Source organism: Sulfolobus acidocaldarius SUSAZ (assembly GCA_000508305.1).
Classification (GTDB): Archaea; Thermoproteota; Thermoprotei_A; order Sulfolobales; family Sulfolobaceae; genus Sulfolobus; species Sulfolobus acidocaldarius_A.
The window spans coordinates 1,289,905-1,309,482 of the sequence record CP006977.1; the positions used below are offsets into that span (position 1 = coordinate 1,289,905).

A 19,578-nucleotide genomic window follows, 5' to 3' on the forward strand; every position below is an offset into this window, starting at 1 on the left:
CATTTCATTTAGGTCATGGAAGAACATATGTGACTGGCGATATATATGCGCGTTACATGAGGATGAGAGGTTACAATGTACTATTTCCTATGGCGTTTCATTACACTGGTACACCAATAATAGCTATGGCTGATGATGTGGCTAAAGGAGATAAAGAACTGATAGATATTTTCAAAAGTATTTATGAAATTCCTGATGATGTAATCTCTAAATTAGTAGATCCTTTATTTATGGCTAATTACTTTAAAGAAGAAATAAAGCAAGCCATGAAGGAGATAGGACTAAGCATAGATTGGAAAAGAGAATTTACAACAATAGACCCTGAGTTTTCATCATTTATAATATGGCAATTTAGGAAACTACAGGAAAAAGGTTTCATAGTGAGGGATACTCACCCTGTAGGTTGGTGTCCGGTTCATCATATCCCTGTGGGCATGCATGATACAAAGGGCGATATGGAACCAGAGATCGGAGAGTTCGTATTGATCTATTTTGATTCTGATATGGGAATTCTACCAGTAGCAACTTTGAGACCAGAGACGGTTTTTGGAGCCATAGCAGTATGGGTTAATCCTCATGAGTCATACTCCATAGTTGAAATAGACGGAAAGAAATTTATTATGAGTGAAAAAGCTTCATCTAAGTTGTCTTTTCAAATAGATAATCTGAAAGTCATTGCAGTTGTAAAGGGAAGCGAGCTTGTTAAACATTCAGCGGTTAACCCCATAACTGGAAAAGAGGTTCCTATAATTGGTGCTAACTTTGTGGATCCTTTGACAGGGACTGGTGTTGTGATGTCTGTACCAGCACATGCACCTTTTGATTACTTTTATCTTAAGAAGACTAAATCGGAGTTACCTATAATTTCTGTCATAAGAGTAGAGGGCATGGGAGAGACTTTAGCTAAGGATTTAGTAGAAAAATCTAATCCCCAAAACGATAATGACTTGAAAAAATTGACTGAGCAAGTTTACAGGATAGAGTATAACAAAGGAGTAATGATTGATATAACTAAGCTGGTTAAACCAGAATATGTTGAGGAACTAAAACCTTTAGTTAATCTTCCAGTTCCAACAGCAAGGCAAAAGATAACAGAATTCATTACTCAGAAGGGATTAGGAAGGAAGATATATGAAATAATGAATAGACCTGTTTATTGCAGATGCGGTAACGAGGTTGTTGTGAAAATACTTAAGGACCAATGGTTCTTAGATTATGGTAACCAGGAATGGAAAGATCTTGCAAGGAAATCTATTGAAAATATCAGATTCATCCCTCCTGAAATTAAGAAAGACTTTGAGTTTGTAGTAGATTGGTTACAAAAAAGGGCATGTGCTAGGACTAGAGGGCTAGGAACACCTCTCCCATGGGACAAGAAGTGGATCATTGAGAGTCTAAGTGACTCCACTATTTATATGGCATTCTACACCATAGCACATAGACTCAAAGAGCATAAACTAAAACCTTCTCAGCTTACCTATGAATTCTGGGAATATGTAATGTTAGGTAATGGTAATCCAGATGAGATATCGAAAATTACCGGAATCCCCGTTGATGTCATAACGGCAATGAGAAATGAGTTTCTGTATTGGTATCCATTAGATGTTAGACATAGTGGTAAGGATTTAGTACCTAATCATTTGTCATTCTTTATCTTTAATCATGCTGCTATATTTCCAAATCAACTTTGGCCTAAGGGGATAGCTGTTAATGGTTTTGTATTGTATGATGGTAAAAAGATGAGTAAATCCCTCAGGAATATAGTTCCGCTAAGGAAAGCAATTAGAATGTACAGTCCAGATGTGATAAGAATAGCCTTAACAACAAATGCTGATATAGGTTCGGACGTTAATTTCAGTGATAGCTATGCAAAATCCATTATTGATACTTTAAAGAACTATTATGATCTCTTAGAGAAGTTAAAAGAGTTTAAGGGTGAGGATGAAGGATTTCCTGAAAAGTGGTTAAAAAGTAAGTTCTATCAGATGGTAATTAATGTTACTCAGTACATGGACTCTTTAGATTTAAGGTCTTCATCAAATGAAATTTTATACAATTTCTCGTCATACATTAATGAATACTTCGAACTCGTTAGATCTGAGGGCAGAGAACCTAATGGTAAACTCCTAAGCCAGATATTACAGATATGGATTAAACTACTTTCTCCATTTGCACCTCACTTTGCAGAGGAATTATGGCATAAAATAGGGAACAATACACTAGTGAGCTTAGAGAGTTGGCCAATAATAGATCAATCCAATGTGGACTTGTTTATTGACTTAACTCATATATATCACAGAAAATTATTAAACGACATACAGGCTATATTGAGCGTATACAAAGATACCCCAAAGAGTATAAAGATATTTGTGGCTAATAAGGAATTCCTAAACGTCTTGAGGGATGCTATAAATATAGTTCAAAAGGACGGTCAATTAAGACAGCTAATGGAGATATATAAACCTAAAGGCAAGCAAGATGCCAGGTTATATCAAAGAATCTATGAGGAAGCAAGAGAGATTGATGACGATATGAAGAAATTAGTCACTAACTTCGACTTTGACGAAAAAGATCTTTTGGATAAGGGAGTTAAATATCTATCTTACAAGCTGGGTATAAAGGAAATAAGGATACTAGATGCATCAGAAATGGATAGAACCAAGTACAATAAGGACGCTCTACCTCTTAGACCAGCCATAATCATTGAGTGACACTATCCCTTCCTTTATTTCTACAGCCCCAATAGTTTTCAGGAAATATAGTTTATTTCTAACCTCCTCCCTACTCGAATTTGTTTTATGTGCTATTATTTGAACTATCTCCCTCGTGCTCATTTGTTGGTACTCTCTTAGAAGTTTTAGTATCTCGTTCTCCACATCTCCTATTTGTTCCTCTTTTATTGTGTAATCATTAAGGACTCTAAACAAATGTGTAACGTTATTATTTATTTTCATCTTGTAAAGATTTTCACCTAATTTGTCTATCTCTATCATTCTAACCCCTAGTTTTAATTTCTTTGATAATATAATAACTGTAAATTTCACAGGTACTTCTTTTTCGTCTTCAGCTTCATAAACAATGACTTCACTTCTTTCATTGCATACTGAATGAAAATCCGGTGGTAAAACGTCAGGTTTAATTTTCTCTAAGTTGGCAATACATATTTCTTTACCCATAGACCTTAAATGTTTAATTAAGTTGAGCAGAATCACTATTTTTACGTTGTTATAGTAACTAAATATTAATGAAGGCTCTTCTAATATTTCCTGTACTATATTAATCATGTCTGAAGGATTATCTGATATAAGGTAAAATTTATTTTTCACTGTCTCGTGTGTTTAATAGGGTCATTTATTGCACCAACCGATGTTTCAAAGTTAATATATCCGTGGTTAATTGAAGCAGAAGATTACGCATTTGATGATATAAAAGATGGTATAAGACTCCATCTTAATGAATCCCCATATCCACCTCCCTTACATATTATACAGGCTGTGGAAAAATATCTAATTAATGGAAACCGCTATCAGCACCCTGAACTTACAGAGAGGTTAAGACGTTTAGCTGCGGAGTACGCAAAAGTTGAACCAGAGAACATTTATCCTACGCCTGGTGGGGACGGTGCAATAAGATCTGTATTTTACAATCTCATCCAACCTGGAGATAAGGTTGTGTTCAACTATCCATCATATAGCATGTATAATATTTACGCTTCAGTACGCGGACTAAAGAAAGCTAAAATAAATTTAATTGAGGATGGAGACTGGTGGAAAGAAGATAATGAGAAATTACTAAATGAGAGTAAAGACGCTAGACTTGTCGTCATAGATAATCCTAATAATCCCACCGGTTCTCCAATGTTATCTGAAGACGTGTTAAAGGAGTTACTTGAAACTGTAAAAGGCTTCGTTATGATCGACGAGGCATACTTTGAATTTTATGGCAAGAGCTTCTCCAGGCACATCTACGATTATCCTAACTTGATGATAGTCAGGACGTTAAGCAAAGCGTTTTCGCTTGCTTCATTTAGAGTAGGCTATTTGATAGCAAATAAGGATGTTATTAAGGTATTAATGAAGCCTTCAACACCTTTTGATATCTCGCTTCCAGGCTTAATAGCAGGGATAACTGCACTTGAGGATCCTTCTTATACAAAACATGTTGTGGCTGAAGTATCTAAAAATAGGGAATATCTATTGTCAGAATTAAGAAGATTAGGTCTAAAAGTGTATAACTCTTTCACAAACTTTGTTTTCGTAAAAGACAACAGGAACCTGTTAAGTTTTCTTATGGCTAAAAGGATAGCTATAAGGAAACCAGCCTCAGGATATTACCGTATATCTGTAGGTAGTGAAAGTGATTGTGAAGCTTTAATAAAAGCATTAGGTGAGTTAGTTGAAACTGGCGATTCCTAATAAGGGAAGATTACAGCAACCAGTACTCCAATTTCTAAATTATGTAGGGATAAGACCTTTATCTTCAGACGAGAGAGCTCTGATAATACCCACTAATTGGGAAGGAATACAATTAGTAATGTTAAGGACAGAGGATATACCAAGTCTCGTAGAAGCTGGTGCTGCAGATATTGGAATTACCGGATATGATTACGTGTTAGAGTCAGGTGCAAACGTGGATGAGTTGATAAGGTTAGATTTCGGAAAAGCCAAGATAGTGTTAGCAGTACCGCTTTCCTGGGATTATAATTCTCCTGATCAAATAAAACAAGAGATAAGGATAGCCACTAAATATTACAACTTAGCTAAAAAATATATAACAGAAAAAGGGATTCCTGCAAAGGTAGTCAAGATAAGTGGTGCTGCAGAGGTCATTCCATCATTAGGGGCAGCGGACGCAATTATAGACGTAATGAGTACCGGAACTACACTTAAATTACATGGTTTAAAACCACTAGATACTGTTTTAGAAACTCAGGCAGTAGTTATTGGTAACAGATATTGGATGAAGAGTGATGAGGCTGACAAAATTAATCTAATGTTAACGATGATGAAAGGAGCTCTTTATGCTAGAAATAAGAAAATGATATTTATGAATGTACCAGACGGTAAATTAAACAATGTTATACAGTCATTACCAGCTATGCTATCACCAACTCTTTCTAAACTAGCTAAAGGCGATGCATGGGAAGTGATCACAGTAATAGACGGTGATAAATTACCAGAAATTATAGCAAAAGTTGTAGCTAACGGTGCCCGGGACATAGTGGTAGTAGATATAGAAAAGGTGATAAAGTAATGAAAGTGATGCCTAGCATAGATATTAGTAACAAAGTAGCTGTGAAAAGAATTCGCGGAAAGGGCGGTTCAGGGATTATATTGGGGGATCCATTGAAGATAACTAAAGAAATCATTTCAGAAGGGTATGACGCAATTCATATTGTGGATCTTGACTCAGCAGAGGGTCTAGGAGATAATAAAGATATTATCAAGCAGATATGCAGATTAGGTTTCTCGTGGACTCAAGTTGGAGGAGGAGTAAGAAAATTAGAGATTGCTAAAGATATTCTGGAATATTGTTCTTCAGTAGTTGTTTCTACTCTTCCCATAACTAACAGAAAAGAATATGATAAAATTATTTCAGCTGTTGGGGTTGATAAAGTATTTTTGTCGATTGACTATGACGATAATGGTTATGTGCTCATAAAAGGATGGAAAGAGAAAAGTGTCAAAGTAAGTGACCTATTAGATTTAGAGTCTGGAGGTGTAATATTTACTTACATACCCAATGAGGGTACAAAGGGAGGGATAGATAATAATGTGGTTGAATATGTGAAGAGTGTGAAGAAAATTAAAGAATATGCTGGTGGTATTGGTAGTTTGGATGATCTTCTTAAACTAAAATCGTTTGGGTTCGATTATAGTATAATAGGAATGAGCTTTTATAATGGGACATTGAGAGGTATCAAATTTGTCTAGGAGTGTAAGTAAACTAAGGGAAACAAAGGAGACTAAGGTAGAGATATTCTTAGATATAGACAATAAGGGAGAAATAGAGGTCTCTACGCCTGTGAACTTCTTTAATCATATGCTTTACACGTTACTATATTACATGAACTCTACAGCCAAGGTGAATGTTGTGGATAGGCAGAGCTATGACGATCATCATGTGGTTGAAGATACTGCTATAACATTGGGTCAAGCATTCAAGGAAGTTCTAGGCGATAAAAAGGGTATAAGGAGATTTGCAAATACTATTATACCAATGGATGATGCGTTAGTATTAGTTGCAGTAGATATTTCAGGGAGAGGAGTTAGTAACGTTGAGTTTAGGTTGAAAAGAAACACTATAGGGGATTTAGCTATAGAGAATATATACCATTTCTTCTCTAGTTTCTCTTATCATTCTGGAGTTAACCTTCACGTGATTCAGTTGAGGGGAAAGAATACGCACCATATACTAGAGGCATCATTTAAAGGTTTGGGCATGTCATTATATGAGGCTAGTAGAATATTGTTCGAAGAAGTAAGGAGTCTCAAGGGAAGCCTATGACGTCCAAAAGGATTATTCCTTGTCTCGACGTGAAAGATGGAAGGGTAGTTAAAGGGGTAAATTTCCTTAATCTTGTGGATAAGGGAGATCCTGTTGAATTAGCTGCAAGGTACGAAGAGGAAGGGGCAGACGAAATTGTATTCTTAGATATTACAGCGACGATTGAGGGAAGAAAGACCATGATGAATGTTGTTAAAGATACTGCCAGTGTCATCTCAATACCTTTGACGGTTGGAGGCGGAATTAGGAGTTTAGATGATGTGTCGAAGATACTTGGAAACGGTGCCGACAAGGTTAGTATAAATACAGCAGCTGTGGAGAATAGGGATTTAGTGTCAATATCTTCAGCTGAATTTGGTTCACAGGCGATAGTTGTAGCTATAGACGTAAAAAGAATAGGTAAAGATTATTATGTATTTACTAGGTCAGGTAAATACAATACGGGCATAAACGCCATAAATTGGGCTAAGGATGTGGAAAAGTTAGGGGCAGGAGAAATATTACTTACTAGTATTGATAGGGATGGAACTAGAGAAGGATATGACATAGAAATCACTGAGTTAATATCTAAATCCGTAAATATACCTATAATTGCCAGTGGCGGTGCTGGTAAAATTGACGATTTCCTAGGCATTCTGAAAGTTGCCGATGCAGCTCTTGCTGCGGGCGTTTTTCATGATGGTGTTATCAGAATTATGGATTTGAAAAAATATTTGGGTAAAAATGGGGTAGAGGTGAGAATGTGATTAAATATGAGATACCAAAATCTAGACCAAACGAATTTAGTAAAGTACTCCCTTTAGTTGAACAAATATTAAATAAAGTTAAGGAAAGAGGAGATAAAGCATTATTAGAGTTAGAGGAGAAGTACGATAAGGCTAAATTAGATTCCGTGGTTGAAGATAGAATAGATGAACTGGCAAGTAAAATACCGGAAGAATATAAGGCAGCTATAGACAGAATTTATGATCAGCTTGTTGAATTTCATAAGACAACTTTACCATATATGGTAGGGGGAGGATATAACGGAATAGAATTTGGTATACTTTGGAGAGCAATTGAGAAAGTTGGTATATATGTACCTGGAGGATTGAAGTCTTATCCCTCTACCTTGTTGATGGCTGCAATTCCTGCTAGAGTAGCAGGAGTTAGTGAAATTTATGTGGCAACCCCACCAAATAGAATAGACTCTGTAATTGCGTATATAGCTAAAAAACTAAAAATCAATGCGTTATATAGAATTGGTGGGGCTCAGGCAATAGCTGCACTAGCTTATGGAACTGAGAGTGTAAAAAAGGTGGATAAAATTGTAGGTCCAGGGAATATTTTTGTCCAAGCGTCGAAGTTTTTGGTCAGCAAAGATGTGGCAATTGATGGAATAGAGGGACCAACTGAACTAGTTGTTATAGCAGATAGCTCAGCAGATTATAGGCATGTTATATTGGATATGAGAGCGCAGGCAGAACATGGATCTACATCTTATATAATACTAGTTACCACTTCAGATTTCCTAATTGATAAGGTAAAAGAGGAATTAGATAAGGAGGAGTTTACGTATTATATTGTCAAGGTCAAGAGTATAGATGAAGCGATAAATGTAGCAAACGATATAGCGCCAGAACATTTGTCGTTGTTTGTAAAAGACCCTAAATCTTATTTACATAAGATTAAGAATGCTGGCGCAATAAGTCTAGGTAAAACACCGCCAGCACTGATAGACTATGCGGCTGGTCCTGATCACATACTTCCGACAAATGCTTGGTCCAGGGTAAGAGGAGGTTTAACTGTTTATGACTTCTTGAAGCCCATTTCCTATGCCAATTCCGTAAATCCCGATAAGGAACTTGTAAATATGGCAAAGTTGATAGCTGAGTATGAGGGTTTCATATATCACTCTAAGAGCATAGGTGCTAGGTATGAGTGATGATGTTATAGATAAATTATATTCCATAATACTGGATCGTATGAAGACCATGAAGGAAGGTAGCTATACTGTTGAGCTAATTAAGAGGGGAAAGCATTACGTTGCCCAGAAAGTCGGAGAGGAGTCAACTGAGGCAATAATCGCTTCTCTAGTCGAGAGTCAGCAGAGGTTTGTGGAAGAGGTCTCAGACTTAATATATCATCTTTTGGTTCTTATGGCTCTAGAGAACGTTACGCCCCAAGATGTTTATAAAGAACTGGAGAGAAGGATGAAAAAATGAGGGCAGTATTAATCGATTATGGAGTCGGCAATTTATTTAGTATATATTCTGGGCTTAAGAGAGTAGGGTTTGAGGTGGAAATATCTAAAGAACCAAAGGGTAGTGAGGACTTAATTGTGTTTCCTGGAGTAGGTTCCTTTAGCGCGGTATCTAAATATCTTGTCGTTAGGAAGGAGAGATTTGAGGTGCTTAGAAGTAATGGAACAGGGTTTTTGGGTATTTGCCTAGGCATGCAGATAATGTTTGAAGAAGGTACTGAAGGCGGTCTGAACAAAGGTTTGGGTTGGCTGAAAGGCAGAGTCGATAAGATAAATCATCCAGGAGTCAAGATTCCACATATTGGTTGGGATAAGGTTAATGTGATTAGATATAATGAGCTAAGTGAGGGGATTAATGATCAATATGTGTACTATGCTCATAGTTATGTCGCTTATCCTACTGATAAAAATGTGATTTTAGGTACTACCTTGTACGGTGTAGATTATCCTGCCGTAGTAAATATCGGGAATATTGTTGGTACACAGTTTCATCCTGAAAAAAGCAGTCTAGTAGGAAGGAAGTTTTTAATGAATGTATACAGGTGGTTGAAAAAGTGATGAAGTTAAGTGAGGAACAAGCTAAAAAGATAGTTGATAAACTTTGGTTTAGACATACTGAATCCACAGTAATTGCCGTGCTTCAAGACGCTAATACCAAGGAAGTTTTGATGGTAGGTAGTATGAACAGGGATGCTGTAATAAAAACTTTGACTACAGGTTATGTGCATTTTTGGTCTTTAAGTAAGAAGACCCTTTGGTTGAAGGGAGAAACTAGTCATAATTATCAAATAGTGGAGGATGTGAAAGTGGATTGTGATGGAGATGCTTTAGTAGTCTTGGTTAATCCTCAAGGTCCAACATGCCATACAGGAAATAGGAGCTGTTTTTATAGAGATTTATTAGAATTTGAGAGATAGTAGAAAAGCGTTAATATTTGTTCATCGCATATTTTTAATTGGTTGAAGATATGAGCTCAATAAATAAAGAGGAATGGAAGGCTAAAATAATGGAGGCATTAACACAAGTTTATGATCCAGAAATTCCAGTGGATATAGTTAACTTAGGTTTGATTTATGAATTGAGAATTAATGATGACGGTGTGATTTATATTAGGCTTGGTCTTACAGCTCCTGGTTGCCCAGTTATTGATGACTTAATTTACACGGTAGAGCAAGTAGTGAAAGAAACTGTGCCTGCAAAGAGCGTGGAAGTTGATATTGATTTTGACACACAGTGGACTCCATTTAAGATGACAGCTGAAGGTAGAGAGAGGTTCAAAAAGCTATACGGTTATGATATTGTAGAAATGTGGATTCAAACTTATGGTTTACCTGACTCTCAGCAAGAGTCTCAACAAGAGCGGAATGCATAAATCCTTTCTAATCATTTGATTAAATGTGTCTTGGAGTATATTAGAGCTAATAAGAAATAATCCAGAAGCTTTAAAGGAAAATCTAAAGAAAAGATTTATTGATACATCTACTGTTGATAAGGCAGTAGAACTTGATAAAAAATGGAGACAGACTCTTCAGGAAGTTGAGAGATTAAGACATGAACATAATCTAATTAGTTCTCAAATTCCTAAGGCACCAAAAGAGCAAAAAAGTGAACTAATTAACAAGGCAAAAGAACTACTGAAGACCTTAGAGGATAAGGAAAAAGAATTGCAGAAGATAGAAGAGGAAAGGGAAAGTCTATTATTATCTCTTCCTAATCTTGTCCACGATTCTGTTCCAATAGGTCCAGATGAGAGTTATAGTCTTCCTATAAGATTCTGGGGTAAGTTTAAAGTATACAAAGATGATGTTAATGAGTTCCTAAAACAGACAAATGGACATAAGGTGGACTACGAGATAATAAGTTGGAAACCTGTAGGACATGCGGATATGTTAGAGAGTGTTTTACGATTAGGTGATACGAAGAAAGCAGGAGAGGTCGCTGCTTCGCGTTTCTATTATCTTTTTAACGATATAGTATGGTTAGATATAGCCTTATTACTTTATGCTATTGATACGATAACTTCAAGGGGATATACACTTGTTTTACCACCTTACATGCTTAGAGGAGAGGTAATTAAAAGTGTTATAGATCTAGATACATTTAAGGATGCTATATATAAGATCGAGGGAGAAGATCTATATTTAATAGCCACAGCCGAACACTCCATAGCAGCTTTATACTATAAGGAGGAGATACCAAGGGAAGAATTGCCCCTCAAGTTAGTTGGTGTGAGTCCTGCATTCAGGAAAGAGGCTGGTGCTGCAAACAAGGATTTAAAAGGTATATTCAGAGTGCATCAATTTCATAAGGTTGAGCAATTTATCTTCTCCTCTCCCGAGGACAGCTGGAAATATCATGAAGAAATGATTGAAAACGCAGAAGAGATATTCCGAGGTCTTGGTTTACCATATAGGGTAATAAATATAGCATCAGGTGATTTAGGTGCCCCTGCCGCTAAAAAATACGATCTTGAGGTGTGGATGCCGGCACAAGCTAAGTTTAGAGAAATGGTTAGTTGTAGTAATTGTCTTGACTGGCAAGCTTATAGGATGAGAATCAGATATGTGGAAAAGAACAATAAGAAGGGATACCTGCATACTTTAAACAGTACAGCAATAGCTAGCACCAGGGCTATAACAGCTATACTTGAGAATTACCAAAAGGAAGATGGTGTTGTAGAAGTACCAAAAATGTTGAGGAAATATTTAGAAACGTTTAGTAGTGCTCCAAAAGAATATATATATCCAAAGAAAAAGCCTAATACTACTTCTTAAGATATTTTCCTAGATTAGCTTCTATTTTTCTCATCTGTCTTTTTGCAACTCTCAAGAATAACTTAAGAGCCATCCTCACTGGGTAGTATAGTGGTCCCTTCATATAGAATCTATTCATAATATCTTCTCCCCAATATATATCGTGCCAAAAGACCTTTCTATACAACTCTATATGTGCCTCAGTTAGCTTTATTCTAGTAAACCAGTCCTTATTTTTAAAATATCCCATTGGAACGAAGAACATTGGGACAAGTATGCTTCTATATGAACGCAAATTATCCACTAACTCTATGGTTTTGTAGACATCATCTTCAGTTTCTTCGGGTAAACCCACTATCATGGTACCAGCTGGTACAATTCTATTTTCATGCATAATTTTGAAAGCCTGTTCAACAGTCTCAGGATATTCCTCTATTTTGAATGGAGCTGATTTTGCAGGCATTATTTCTTTAGCTAATCTTGACGAACCAGTCTCAATTCCGACCTCTACACCTAAATATTTCTGACTATCATTGTCATAAATAATCTCTGATAGTTTACTTATGAGACCATACTTCTCTTCTGAATATCTTATGGCTGCTAAGCTTGCGTGACTCCATGCTATAGTTTTGTAGTATTTTTTCACTAGTTTATGCAATTTAATAAGTGGCTCGGGTCTAGGAAATATTCCCGTAGCCCCATAGAATAATACGTCATCACTGTGTATTACGCCATGCCTTACTCCGTTCCTAACATTAACCAGCAATTCTTTTTCTATTTTGTCTAAAGGATAATATCTAGTTGGTCTTAATGTTACCGAGCAGAACCTGCATGATCTCGCACATCCTCTCATTATCTCAATGAGCCCATTGACACTAGCTCCCTTAATTTCTGAAATTTCATCAACTGATGGTGCCTCATCTGCACCAATGTATACATATTTAGGTAGTGGTTCATTATCCATTATCATTTGAGCTAGTTTTACGATGAATCTATCAGCCTCGCCATCAACTAATGTGTCTATTTGAACATCTTGTATCATATCTTCTCTCCACAGCCATTGCCATACTGAAGGTCCTCCAGCAATAATTTTCATTCCTCTTTCTTTTGCTTTCTTTATCTCAGGTCTTCTTATGAGTTCCTGGAAGCTCTTGTAATTGATTGGTTCTTTCTTTGTAATTCCCCACCATGTTGATGATGGCGGTCCGAAGGCAAAATAATCGTGGTGTGATACCATTAGTGCCTTTGCAGTTTCTAAATATTTATTCAGATAATCAGGATCTATAACTGCAGCTTTGAACCCTGCATCTATCAACGAAGCCTCTACTTTTCTTAACCCATAGGGTGCCTGGACTGGTCTTCCTAAATCATCTGTTTTCATTTTTGGGCATGCTAACCACTTCCATACACTTTCTGGAACGCCTACTGCAGGTCCAGTACCTAGGAATCCTAGGAACTCTTTGCCATGATGGTTAGTCATTAGACACCGATCAGTGGTCAAAATAAAATCGTACTTCTCTTCGGTCAAGAAATCACCTTAACTTAATTATATGTTCTTTTCATTTATAAAGATGATTTAGATAAGGCTTAATATTTTACCTGTAATTTTTCTTATATCTTGAGGTAAATCTTCTCTCTTTTCTACATTTTTAGCATCACTTGTATTTTCTTTCCATTCTTCATTATTAAGTAGCTTTGCACTAGTGAGACTCTGAAATATTATGATTTTTTCTCCTTTTTCATTTCTTGTTTCTTCTATAAGTAACTCTTGTCCTTTTACTTTCATGCTATATTTTGATTCAACGTTTGATATTTTCATGGCTATTTAGTATAATGGCTAAAAGTAACCATTAAAGTTTTTTGTGGGAATTTACTAAGAAAACGTGTACATTACAAATCGTTCTACAAGAATAATGATAATTGCATATAAATTTCAGGATTATAAATTAATTTTACTCCTCTTCCTGTGATTCTTCTAACTCTTCTCTCAGTAGATCTAATCCAACTTCCTTATAGTATTCTTCTCTCTCATGGGCTAACTGATCTTCAGATAATTTGATCTCCCCCTTGTCGCTAACTAGAGATGTTGTGAGTACTTTGGTGGTCTTACCCTTATTCTCCTTTACACTATATTGCTTCTTCTCCTTATCTGTCATTTCTCTCTCAAACTTACATTTGGTGCACCTTAGAATATCCTTGTTATCTTTCTTAGCTGGCACCATTAATCCGCCACATTTTGGACAGAATTGCATTCAAAAATCACCATATATTGATGTAAAGCCTTAAAGATATATATAAGGGTTTTGCTTAATAAAAACTTATATAATTTTTATTCTAGGATCTTCCTTTACCACATTTAATACTATACTGGTGTATGTCCTTTCTATCTTAGGATTTTTAAGAAGCGACTTAATAAAGGTATCTAGATCTTCTATGCTCCTAAATTTAGCAATGAGCATAACATCATATTCGCCCACCACATCGTATACCGCTACTACATTATCTAGGTTAGATACCTCTTTTTCGAATTCGAGAATGTGTTTACCGTCTACCTTAATCATTAATATGCTTGTGACAGGATAACCTAACTTTGAATAATCTATTAATGCAGTGAATCCTTTTACTACTCCTTCTTGGACTAGCCTCATAAGTCTATTATGTAGTGTTGCAGGGGATACGTTCATTTCTTCTGCTAATCTTCTGAGACTTATTCTAGAATCTTTAAGTAATTCTATTAAAAGTTTTTTATCTATTGCGTCTATTTCTATCTTTTTTCTATCTGACATATATTTCTACATTATAAATATATGGACCTGTTAAAAAATTTTTATCTTAATAAGGATTCTTCATTTAAAGTTTAGTTGTGATATACCGGATAGTATAAGTTGAACGCCAAATGCTGCAATTATAATTGCGGTAAATCTTCCTGCCGCAACTGTACCAGTCTGTCCTAGGATTTTCACTAGATAAGGTCCACTCAATAACGAGAGATAGACTAATAGGGTCACTATTCCACTACTTATTACTAATTCTAGCGGATTATAATCCACTGATAAACTTATGAGCGCAGTCATAGTACCGGGTCCAACTAATAGTGGAGTAGCTATTGGAGTTACTATTGCCTCTCTGAGACTTCTTATGAATCTTAACTGCTGAAATCCACCCATGGTGTCAATTCCTAAATATACTAATAACACTCCTCCTGCAATTTGTAATGCTTGTGCTGAAAGTCCCAAGAAGTCTAATAAGGGTCTACCGATCAAGGAAAACAATGTCAGTAGAATTAGGATTGCGATAGTAATCTTATTTATCATGTAATTCCAAGACACTCTCTCCTGTGAGTCCCTATTTGCTTCTTCATATATTGCTAGTAGAAATGGAAGCACAGAAAAAGGATCTATAATAGCAAATAGTTTTACAACTATTGTTGCTATGGTTATAGCTAGGTTCTCACTCATTCTAATTGAGATAAAAGTTCTCTAAGGATTTTAATTCTTTGATCCTTATCTTCGGTAAATGTTGCAACTACAAGTTTACTAAGTATTGAATAGATACGGGAAATTTCCCCCTTACATTTTTCAGTATCGTCCTTTGTTTCATTTATCTTTATTTGTAACTGTTGTAGCGCTGATAAAATTTCGTCAAGCATGTGCTGATCTATATGTTCTCCATGTTCATCATGTTGATGTTCATCTTCTATTTCTCTTCTTATTGTGTCAAGGTCTTCCTCGCTCTTAGGAATCTTGTTTATTCTCAGTTTCATCTTCTCCCTCTTCAGTATCTACATTTCTTATATTTTTAGTTTCGCCTTCCCGAATTATCATCTTATCTACTCCCATCCGTAAATAATGCTTGATTACAATACTTATCTTTCCTGCTGCTCTCACAGGTATACATTCAGTTTCGACCTCGTCGCCAGTAACAAGAGTTGCAACCACCTTAGCCTGTTTTTTAGCTTCATCGCAATACTCGACATTAACTGATTTAATCTTGCCCATATACAGCAAAGACTCCATATCTCTGCCTTTCACTCCTATTCTACTCATCTTTTCACTCCTATTCCTCTTATTTCCTCAACTTTTAATCCTTTCTCTTCTAGGTAAGTATCTATGCCCTCTCTTATCTCATGTATTACATCAAATCCTTTCTCTACCAGAACTGTACCTAATCCCACCAGTTTAGCACCGACCGAGATTAATTCTATTGCATCCCTCCAATCGAAGACTCCTCCTACTCCTATTATTTCAGGCTCATATTCCTTAAAAATGTCATGAATAACTCTTACAGCTAATGCATGTATACATTTCCCGGATATTCCGCCTGTACCATAGCTCAGTATAGGCTTAAAATCTTCAACGTCAATCAGCATTCCTTTAAGTGTATTAATCAAAGTTAGTCCATCTGCTCCTGCGGAAAGAGCCCTACCAGCTATCTCTACTATATTATCCCAAGGACCTAACTTCACAAATACTGGTTTTTTCACTATTGACTTTACATTCTTAACTATTTCCTCCACATAAGTTAAATTGGACTCGCCAAAACCCCTTCTATTTGGGCTACTCACATTAAGCTCAATTATAACGGGAATATCATTTATTTTAGACACAGCATCAATGTATTCATTTACATTACTACCGCCTACGCTTATTATCAGTTTACATTTTATCTCACTAAGATCTCTCAGAATTTGAATCCCAGGATTCCCTAAACCTATGGCGTTAAGATAGCAACTATCACTTATTTTCACAAAAGTAGGTGATCTATGAGGTTCTAATGGTGTACAAGTTAGAGTCTTACTGGTTATTGCTGAAGGCTCATACTTTTCACATACATTTTGCATATATTCTTTTGTTGGTGGTACAATACCTGACGCTATTACTATAGGATCTTTAAAATTAACTCCTGCTACTTGAATCAAATATATTCACACCTCTTATAGGATAAACATTCTCTCCATCAAATGCTAATTTACCTTCAACTATCACGTTTGTGACTTTAGCATCTAAACTAAATCGATCCATTGGTGTCTCTGTGACTTTACTGAATTTTGTTGTGTACCTCCAGTTCTCTCTCTTTATTACAGTAAAATTAGCCCTATATCCTTCCTTTATCTTTCCAGTTGGAATATTTAGGATTCTAGAGGGATTGCTGGATAATAGAGATATCGCCCTATCTATACTGATTAAACCCTTGAACATTAATGAGTATATATACGGTGTTGAGAAAGAGACACCTGCTATTCCTGGTGGGCAAAGATCAAAGTTCATTTTCTTCTCTTCTTTTGAATGTGGAGCATGGTCACTTGCAATACAATCCACTTCAAATAACCCCTTTAAGAATAGTTTAAGTCTCGTAACATAATCCCTGATAGGTGGGTTAACTTTGCTTATACAGTCCCTTTCGCCATCTACAACAAGGTGATGTGTTGTTATATCCGTGGTGAAGCCCATACTTTTAGCCAATTCCAGTGTTTCGAAGTTGGTTATATGGGTAATATGCACATTTCCTTTCACCAAATTGATGGAAGCAGTTTCCATCCAATAACTTCTTCTTAGACTCCTTTCGATCTTAGAGACAAAGGGCATCTCTGGGTGTAGTACTTTCAATTTTTTACTTTTTTCTAAAACATGCCTTGTTTCTTCCTTTTCCAGGTCTTCAGGATATATTTTGTATCCTGCTATGGGTAATTTATCTATTTCTTCAACTTCTTTGCTTACACCACTATATATACCGTAGTCAGTTCTTGAATATAATTGAAATTCTCTTAATCTCTCCTTTATTCTATCTGTGGTATTAATGTAAGGAACAGTGTTTGGCATATCCACTATAACCCCAACACCGCCATACACTGCTTCACTTGTAGCTGTAGCTACAGTTTCTTTGTATGACAATTGTGCTCCTCTAACGTGGACATGGAGATCAACTGATGCAGGCAGTATCAATTCTTCATTGGTAAAAGTCATATCAGGCTTGCAGTTTGCCCTAATTTCCTTTATTAATCTATCAAAATTTATACAGATTTCTTTTATTTCTCCTTCATAATACGCTTTCCCTTTTATCCACAATCCTACTCACCTGTACGAATGGTCCCTCAACACAGGTCATAACGCCCTTATATTCACACTCTCCGCAAACTCCTAATGTACAATTCATTTTAACCCATCTTAAATATACAAAAGAGTCAGATGGGAGCCTATGTAAGTCTTCCTTTGGAGCTGAAGATATTATCATATCGCCCTCAATTTTGTCTGTAATCTCGAATTCTATATCTTTACAGTTCTCGAGACAATAAACTTTTACTTCCATTCCAAGCCTTTTCCCTACTTTTAAGGGATAGAGAATGTCTAAGTAATTCTTCTTATCTTTAATTATGCCCAGGAGCCTTTTCCCCTTATAGTTTAAGGGTTTTCCTAAAGGTCCTTTTAGTAGAACTTTCTTCTTCTCCATAAATCTTTTCTGAAGAGTTGTAGAATCTATATACACTGTTAGTAAATTATTTTCATAATCTGCAACTGTCAGCGGTATTTCTCTTTCTGAGGGAAATATGACACTTATAAATTGTCCAGGCAAGGGATTAATGGCAGACTCTATTATCACTCTATAAGAATTGTAGTTATAGTCAGGCTCTACTTTTATAACCTTTGAATAGGTAAGGCTCATTTATTATTTGCACCCAATATCTGACTCATTACCTCATTTTCGTCAATTATTGTCTCACAATACTCACATCTCATTTTTAATGGTTTTTCCGCTAATGTTTTGAAAGTGGGAATGGCTTCCACATCATTACTTGTTATGCAGTAAGGATTTGGGCATTTCAGTATTCCCTTCACTACCTTAGGAACCTCTAGCTTAGTTTTCTTTATAACTTCATACTCCCTAACTATATTAATTGTAGCTGTTGGTGCTATTAGCGTAATAAGATTAGCTTCCGTGTCGCTTATTTCCTTATCTTCAATCTTTACGATATCCTTTTTACCCATTTTCTTGCTATCTACGTTTATAACTAACGCAATTCTAAATCCTTCATGTCCCTTTATACCTAATACATTAAGTACTGCAAATGCTCTTCCTGCCGGTATGTGGTCTATGACTGTGCCGTTCTTTATTTTACTTACCATTAGTTCCTTTCTATTATTCTGGATCTCCATTTCACTCACCATAAATCTTAGTAAGTATACTCATTCTTACGGGTACACCGTAAGAGGCTTGTTCAAAATACTTTGCCTTGGTGGTTTTGTCCACCCTTCTTTCAATTTCATTAACTCTAGGAAGTGGATGTAATATTATAGAATCTTTCTTCATTTTATTTGCTAAGTCCAGACTAACAATATAACTTCCTTTTATCTTTTCGTATTCCATTTCATCTACAAATCTTTCCTTTTGTATCCTGGTTACATATAAAACGTCAACTTCGTTTATTACTTCGAATGGGTTCTCTACTTCTTTAATGGGGTAATTTAACTCATCAAGTATCTCTTTTCGAGCTCTTAACAATTGAGGCGAAATTAGATAAACTAACTTCGGTCTAAACCTTGTCAGTATACGAAGCAGACTATTTACTGTTCTAGCATATTTTAGGTCTCCTAGAAGTGCAAAAACTAACCCGTCAATTGTATTAAAGTGTTTATTTATCGTGTAAATGTCTATTACAGCCTGGGTAGGATGCTCGTGCTTACCATCTCCTGCATTAATGACTGGTATATCTGATATTTCTGATGCAAATCTAGACGCACCATCATATTTATGTCTCATCACAATACCGTCCGAATAGTTATTCAACATTCTTATTGTATCAGCTAGATTCTCTCCTTTAGCGACTGAGGTTGATTCTTCTCCGCTGAACCCTATTACATCTCCTCCTAGATTGATTATTGCCTTTTGGAAACTTAGATATGTACGTGTACTGGGCTCAAAGAACGCTACTGATATTGTCTTACCATTAAGTATTTTTTTCGTATCGTTTAGATTTTTACTATACTTGTCTGTTAGGGCAAATATGTCCTCTAGTTCATCACGAGAAAAATTATACGCCGAAATTATATGTTTCAATAACGCCCTTAAATAAGGTTAGTC

At 36.0% G+C, this 19,578-nt stretch carries 25 protein-coding genes; 12 read left to right on the plus strand and 13 right to left on the minus strand.

What is annotated here, in order from left to right; all coding sequences use genetic code 11:
- Window positions 1-29: 29 nt before the first annotated feature.
- Window positions 30-2,711, plus strand: a complete 2,682-nt coding sequence (locus tag SUSAZ_07430; GenBank protein AHC51789.1) for a leucyl-tRNA synthetase — start codon at window positions 30-32, stop codon at window positions 2,709-2,711.
- Here the strand turns inward: SUSAZ_07430 and SUSAZ_07435 are convergent.
- Entirely contained in the window at window positions 2,679-3,284 is a 606-nt protein-coding gene (locus tag SUSAZ_07435; protein ID AHC52542.1) for a hypothetical protein, read from the minus strand. The two genes, SUSAZ_07430 and SUSAZ_07435, sit on opposite strands and share 33 nt — an antisense overlap.
- A gap of 69 nt (window positions 3,285-3,353) precedes the next feature.
- On the opposite strand from SUSAZ_07435, the gene SUSAZ_07440 reads away from it, so the two are divergent.
- The 11 genes from SUSAZ_07440 to SUSAZ_07490 are packed head-to-tail and all read left to right on the plus strand — an operon-like array spanning window position 3,354 to window position 11,523.
- Window positions 3,354-4,415, plus strand: a complete 1,062-nt coding sequence (locus SUSAZ_07440) for a histidinol-phosphate aminotransferase (GenBank protein AHC51790.1) — start codon at window positions 3,354-3,356, stop codon at window positions 4,413-4,415.
- On the plus strand, window positions 4,396-5,253 hold the full coding sequence (locus SUSAZ_07445; GenBank protein ID AHC51791.1) for an ATP phosphoribosyltransferase: 858 nt from the start codon (window positions 4,396-4,398) through the stop codon (window positions 5,251-5,253). The genes SUSAZ_07440 and SUSAZ_07445 overlap by 20 nt, the downstream gene beginning before the upstream one ends.
- The gene (locus SUSAZ_07450; GenBank protein ID AHC51792.1) at window positions 5,253-5,933 is read left to right on the plus strand and encodes a 1-(5-phosphoribosyl)-5-[(5-phosphoribosylamino)methylideneamino] imidazole-4-carboxamide isomerase; all 681 of its coding nucleotides are present in this window, start codon (window positions 5,253-5,255) and stop codon (window positions 5,931-5,933) included. Before SUSAZ_07445 ends, SUSAZ_07450 begins: the two co-directional genes overlap by 1 nt.
- Complete coding sequence (gene hisB / locus SUSAZ_07455) at window positions 5,926-6,507, plus strand: imidazoleglycerol-phosphate dehydratase (protein ID AHC51793.1); 582 nt, start codon at window positions 5,926-5,928, stop codon at window positions 6,505-6,507. The genes SUSAZ_07450 and hisB overlap by 8 nt, the downstream gene beginning before the upstream one ends.
- The gene (locus tag SUSAZ_07460) at window positions 6,504-7,253 is read left to right on the plus strand and encodes an imidazole glycerol phosphate synthase (GenBank protein AHC51794.1); all 750 of its coding nucleotides are present in this window, start codon (window positions 6,504-6,506) and stop codon (window positions 7,251-7,253) included. The genes hisB and SUSAZ_07460 overlap by 4 nt, the downstream gene beginning before the upstream one ends.
- On the plus strand, window positions 7,250-8,431 hold the full coding sequence (locus SUSAZ_07465) for a histidinol dehydrogenase (protein AHC51795.1): 1,182 nt from the start codon (window positions 7,250-7,252) through the stop codon (window positions 8,429-8,431). The genes SUSAZ_07460 and SUSAZ_07465 overlap by 4 nt, the downstream gene beginning before the upstream one ends.
- Window positions 8,424-8,711: a phosphoribosyl-ATP pyrophosphatase gene (locus tag SUSAZ_07470; GenBank protein AHC51796.1), complete on the plus strand. Its 288-nt coding sequence runs from the start codon at window positions 8,424-8,426 to the stop codon at window positions 8,709-8,711. The genes SUSAZ_07465 and SUSAZ_07470 overlap by 8 nt, the downstream gene beginning before the upstream one ends.
- On the plus strand, window positions 8,708-9,307 hold the full coding sequence (gene hisH, locus SUSAZ_07475) for an imidazole glycerol phosphate synthase (protein ID AHC51797.1): 600 nt from the start codon (window positions 8,708-8,710) through the stop codon (window positions 9,305-9,307). Before SUSAZ_07470 ends, hisH begins: the two co-directional genes overlap by 4 nt.
- A complete protein-coding gene (locus SUSAZ_07480) occupies window positions 9,307-9,666 on the plus strand; it encodes a phosphoribosyl-AMP cyclohydrolase (GenBank protein AHC51798.1) in 360 nt (119 codons plus the stop codon). Before hisH ends, SUSAZ_07480 begins: the two co-directional genes overlap by 1 nt.
- Window positions 9,667-9,716: 50 nt before the next feature.
- Window positions 9,717-10,121 carry a phenylacetic acid degradation protein gene (locus SUSAZ_07485; protein AHC51799.1) on the plus strand — a complete coding sequence of 135 codons (405 nt, stop codon included), beginning with the start codon at window positions 9,717-9,719 and terminating at the stop codon, window positions 10,119-10,121.
- 25 nt (window positions 10,122-10,146) lie between these two features.
- Window positions 10,147-11,523, plus strand: a complete 1,377-nt coding sequence (locus SUSAZ_07490) for a seryl-tRNA synthetase (protein AHC51800.1) — start codon at window positions 10,147-10,149, stop codon at window positions 11,521-11,523.
- Here SUSAZ_07490 and SUSAZ_07495 read toward each other — a convergent pair.
- The 12 genes from SUSAZ_07495 to SUSAZ_07550 all read right to left on the minus strand — a co-directional run bounded on the left by SUSAZ_07495 (window position 11,513) and on the right by SUSAZ_07550 (window position 19,554).
- A complete protein-coding gene (locus tag SUSAZ_07495; protein AHC51801.1) occupies window positions 11,513-12,982 on the minus strand; it encodes a radical SAM protein in 1,470 nt (489 codons plus the stop codon). The two genes, SUSAZ_07490 and SUSAZ_07495, sit on opposite strands and share 11 nt — an antisense overlap.
- Window positions 12,983-13,078: 96 nt before the next feature.
- Complete coding sequence (locus SUSAZ_07500) at window positions 13,079-13,321, minus strand: hypothetical protein (GenBank protein ID AHC51802.1); 243 nt, start codon at window positions 13,319-13,321, stop codon at window positions 13,079-13,081.
- 133 nt (window positions 13,322-13,454) lie between these two features.
- Window positions 13,455-13,754: a DNA-directed RNA polymerase subunit M gene (locus SUSAZ_07505; protein ID AHC51803.1), complete on the minus strand. Its 300-nt coding sequence runs from the start codon at window positions 13,752-13,754 to the stop codon at window positions 13,455-13,457.
- 66 nt (window positions 13,755-13,820) lie between these two features.
- Complete coding sequence (locus tag SUSAZ_07510) at window positions 13,821-14,288, minus strand: AsnC family transcriptional regulator (protein ID AHC51804.1); 468 nt, start codon at window positions 14,286-14,288, stop codon at window positions 13,821-13,823.
- 60 nt (window positions 14,289-14,348) lie between these two features.
- The gene (locus tag SUSAZ_07515) at window positions 14,349-14,960 is read right to left on the minus strand and encodes an antibiotic resistance protein MarC (protein ID AHC51805.1); all 612 of its coding nucleotides are present in this window, start codon (window positions 14,958-14,960) and stop codon (window positions 14,349-14,351) included.
- The gene (locus SUSAZ_07520; protein AHC51806.1) at window positions 14,957-15,265 is read right to left on the minus strand and encodes a hypothetical protein; all 309 of its coding nucleotides are present in this window, start codon (window positions 15,263-15,265) and stop codon (window positions 14,957-14,959) included. The genes SUSAZ_07515 and SUSAZ_07520 overlap by 4 nt, the downstream gene beginning before the upstream one ends.
- Window positions 15,237-15,548 carry a hypothetical protein gene (locus tag SUSAZ_07525; GenBank protein ID AHC51807.1) on the minus strand — a complete coding sequence of 104 codons (312 nt, stop codon included), beginning with the start codon at window positions 15,546-15,548 and terminating at the stop codon, window positions 15,237-15,239. The genes SUSAZ_07520 and SUSAZ_07525 overlap by 29 nt, the downstream gene beginning before the upstream one ends.
- Window positions 15,545-16,420, minus strand: a complete 876-nt coding sequence (locus SUSAZ_07530; GenBank protein AHC51808.1) for a diguanylate cyclase — start codon at window positions 16,418-16,420, stop codon at window positions 15,545-15,547. The genes SUSAZ_07525 and SUSAZ_07530 overlap by 4 nt, the downstream gene beginning before the upstream one ends.
- On the minus strand, window positions 16,398-17,567 hold the full coding sequence (gene pyrC, locus SUSAZ_07535; GenBank protein ID AHC51809.1) for a dihydroorotase: 1,170 nt from the start codon (window positions 17,565-17,567) through the stop codon (window positions 16,398-16,400). Before pyrC ends, SUSAZ_07530 begins: the two co-directional genes overlap by 23 nt.
- Complete coding sequence (locus tag SUSAZ_07540; protein AHC51810.1) at window positions 17,539-18,081, minus strand: DHOdehase electron transfer subunit t; 543 nt, start codon at window positions 18,079-18,081, stop codon at window positions 17,539-17,541. Before SUSAZ_07540 ends, pyrC begins: the two co-directional genes overlap by 29 nt.
- Window positions 18,082-18,158: 77 nt before the next feature.
- On the minus strand, window positions 18,159-18,653 hold the full coding sequence (locus SUSAZ_07545; GenBank protein AHC51811.1) for an aspartate carbamoyltransferase: 495 nt from the start codon (window positions 18,651-18,653) through the stop codon (window positions 18,159-18,161).
- Window position 18,654: 1 nt separating this feature from the next.
- The gene (locus SUSAZ_07550; GenBank protein ID AHC51812.1) at window positions 18,655-19,554 is read right to left on the minus strand and encodes an aspartate carbamoyltransferase; all 900 of its coding nucleotides are present in this window, start codon (window positions 19,552-19,554) and stop codon (window positions 18,655-18,657) included.
- Window positions 19,555-19,578: the final 24 nt, after the last annotated feature.

Coding starts and splice junctions, on each gene's coding strand:
- SUSAZ_07435 (AHC52542.1), bottom strand. CDS start 3,284: ATGATTAATATAGTACAGGAAATATTAGAAGAGCCTTCATTAATATTT.
- SUSAZ_07450 (AHC51792.1), top strand. CDS start 5,253: ATGAAAGTGATGCCTAGCATAGATATTAGTAACAAAGTAGCTGTGAAA.
- SUSAZ_07460 (AHC51794.1), top strand. CDS start 6,504: ATGACGTCCAAAAGGATTATTCCTTGTCTCGACGTGAAAGATGGAAGG.
- SUSAZ_07470 (AHC51796.1), top strand. CDS start 8,424: ATGAGTGATGATGTTATAGATAAATTATATTCCATAATACTGGATCGT.
- hisH (AHC51797.1), top strand. CDS start 8,708: ATGAGGGCAGTATTAATCGATTATGGAGTCGGCAATTTATTTAGTATA.
- SUSAZ_07480 (AHC51798.1), top strand. CDS start 9,307: ATGAAGTTAAGTGAGGAACAAGCTAAAAAGATAGTTGATAAACTTTGG.
- SUSAZ_07485 (AHC51799.1), top strand. CDS start 9,717: ATGAGCTCAATAAATAAAGAGGAATGGAAGGCTAAAATAATGGAGGCA.
- SUSAZ_07495 (AHC51801.1), bottom strand. CDS start 12,982: ATGACTAACCATCATGGCAAAGAGTTCCTAGGATTCCTAGGTACTGGA.
- SUSAZ_07500 (AHC51802.1), bottom strand. CDS start 13,321: ATGAAAATATCAAACGTTGAATCAAAATATAGCATGAAAGTAAAAGGA.
- SUSAZ_07505 (AHC51803.1), bottom strand. CDS start 13,754: ATGCAATTCTGTCCAAAATGTGGCGGATTAATGGTGCCAGCTAAGAAA.
- SUSAZ_07510 (AHC51804.1), bottom strand. CDS start 14,288: ATGTCAGATAGAAAAAAGATAGAAATAGACGCAATAGATAAAAAACTT.
- SUSAZ_07515 (AHC51805.1), bottom strand. CDS start 14,960: ATGAGTGAGAACCTAGCTATAACCATAGCAACAATAGTTGTAAAACTA.
- SUSAZ_07520 (AHC51806.1), bottom strand. CDS start 15,265: ATGAAACTGAGAATAAACAAGATTCCTAAGAGCGAGGAAGACCTTGAC.
- SUSAZ_07525 (AHC51807.1), bottom strand. CDS start 15,548: ATGAGTAGAATAGGAGTGAAAGGCAGAGATATGGAGTCTTTGCTGTAT.
- SUSAZ_07545 (AHC51811.1), bottom strand. CDS start 18,653: ATGGAGATCCAGAATAATAGAAAGGAACTAATGGTAAGTAAAATAAAG.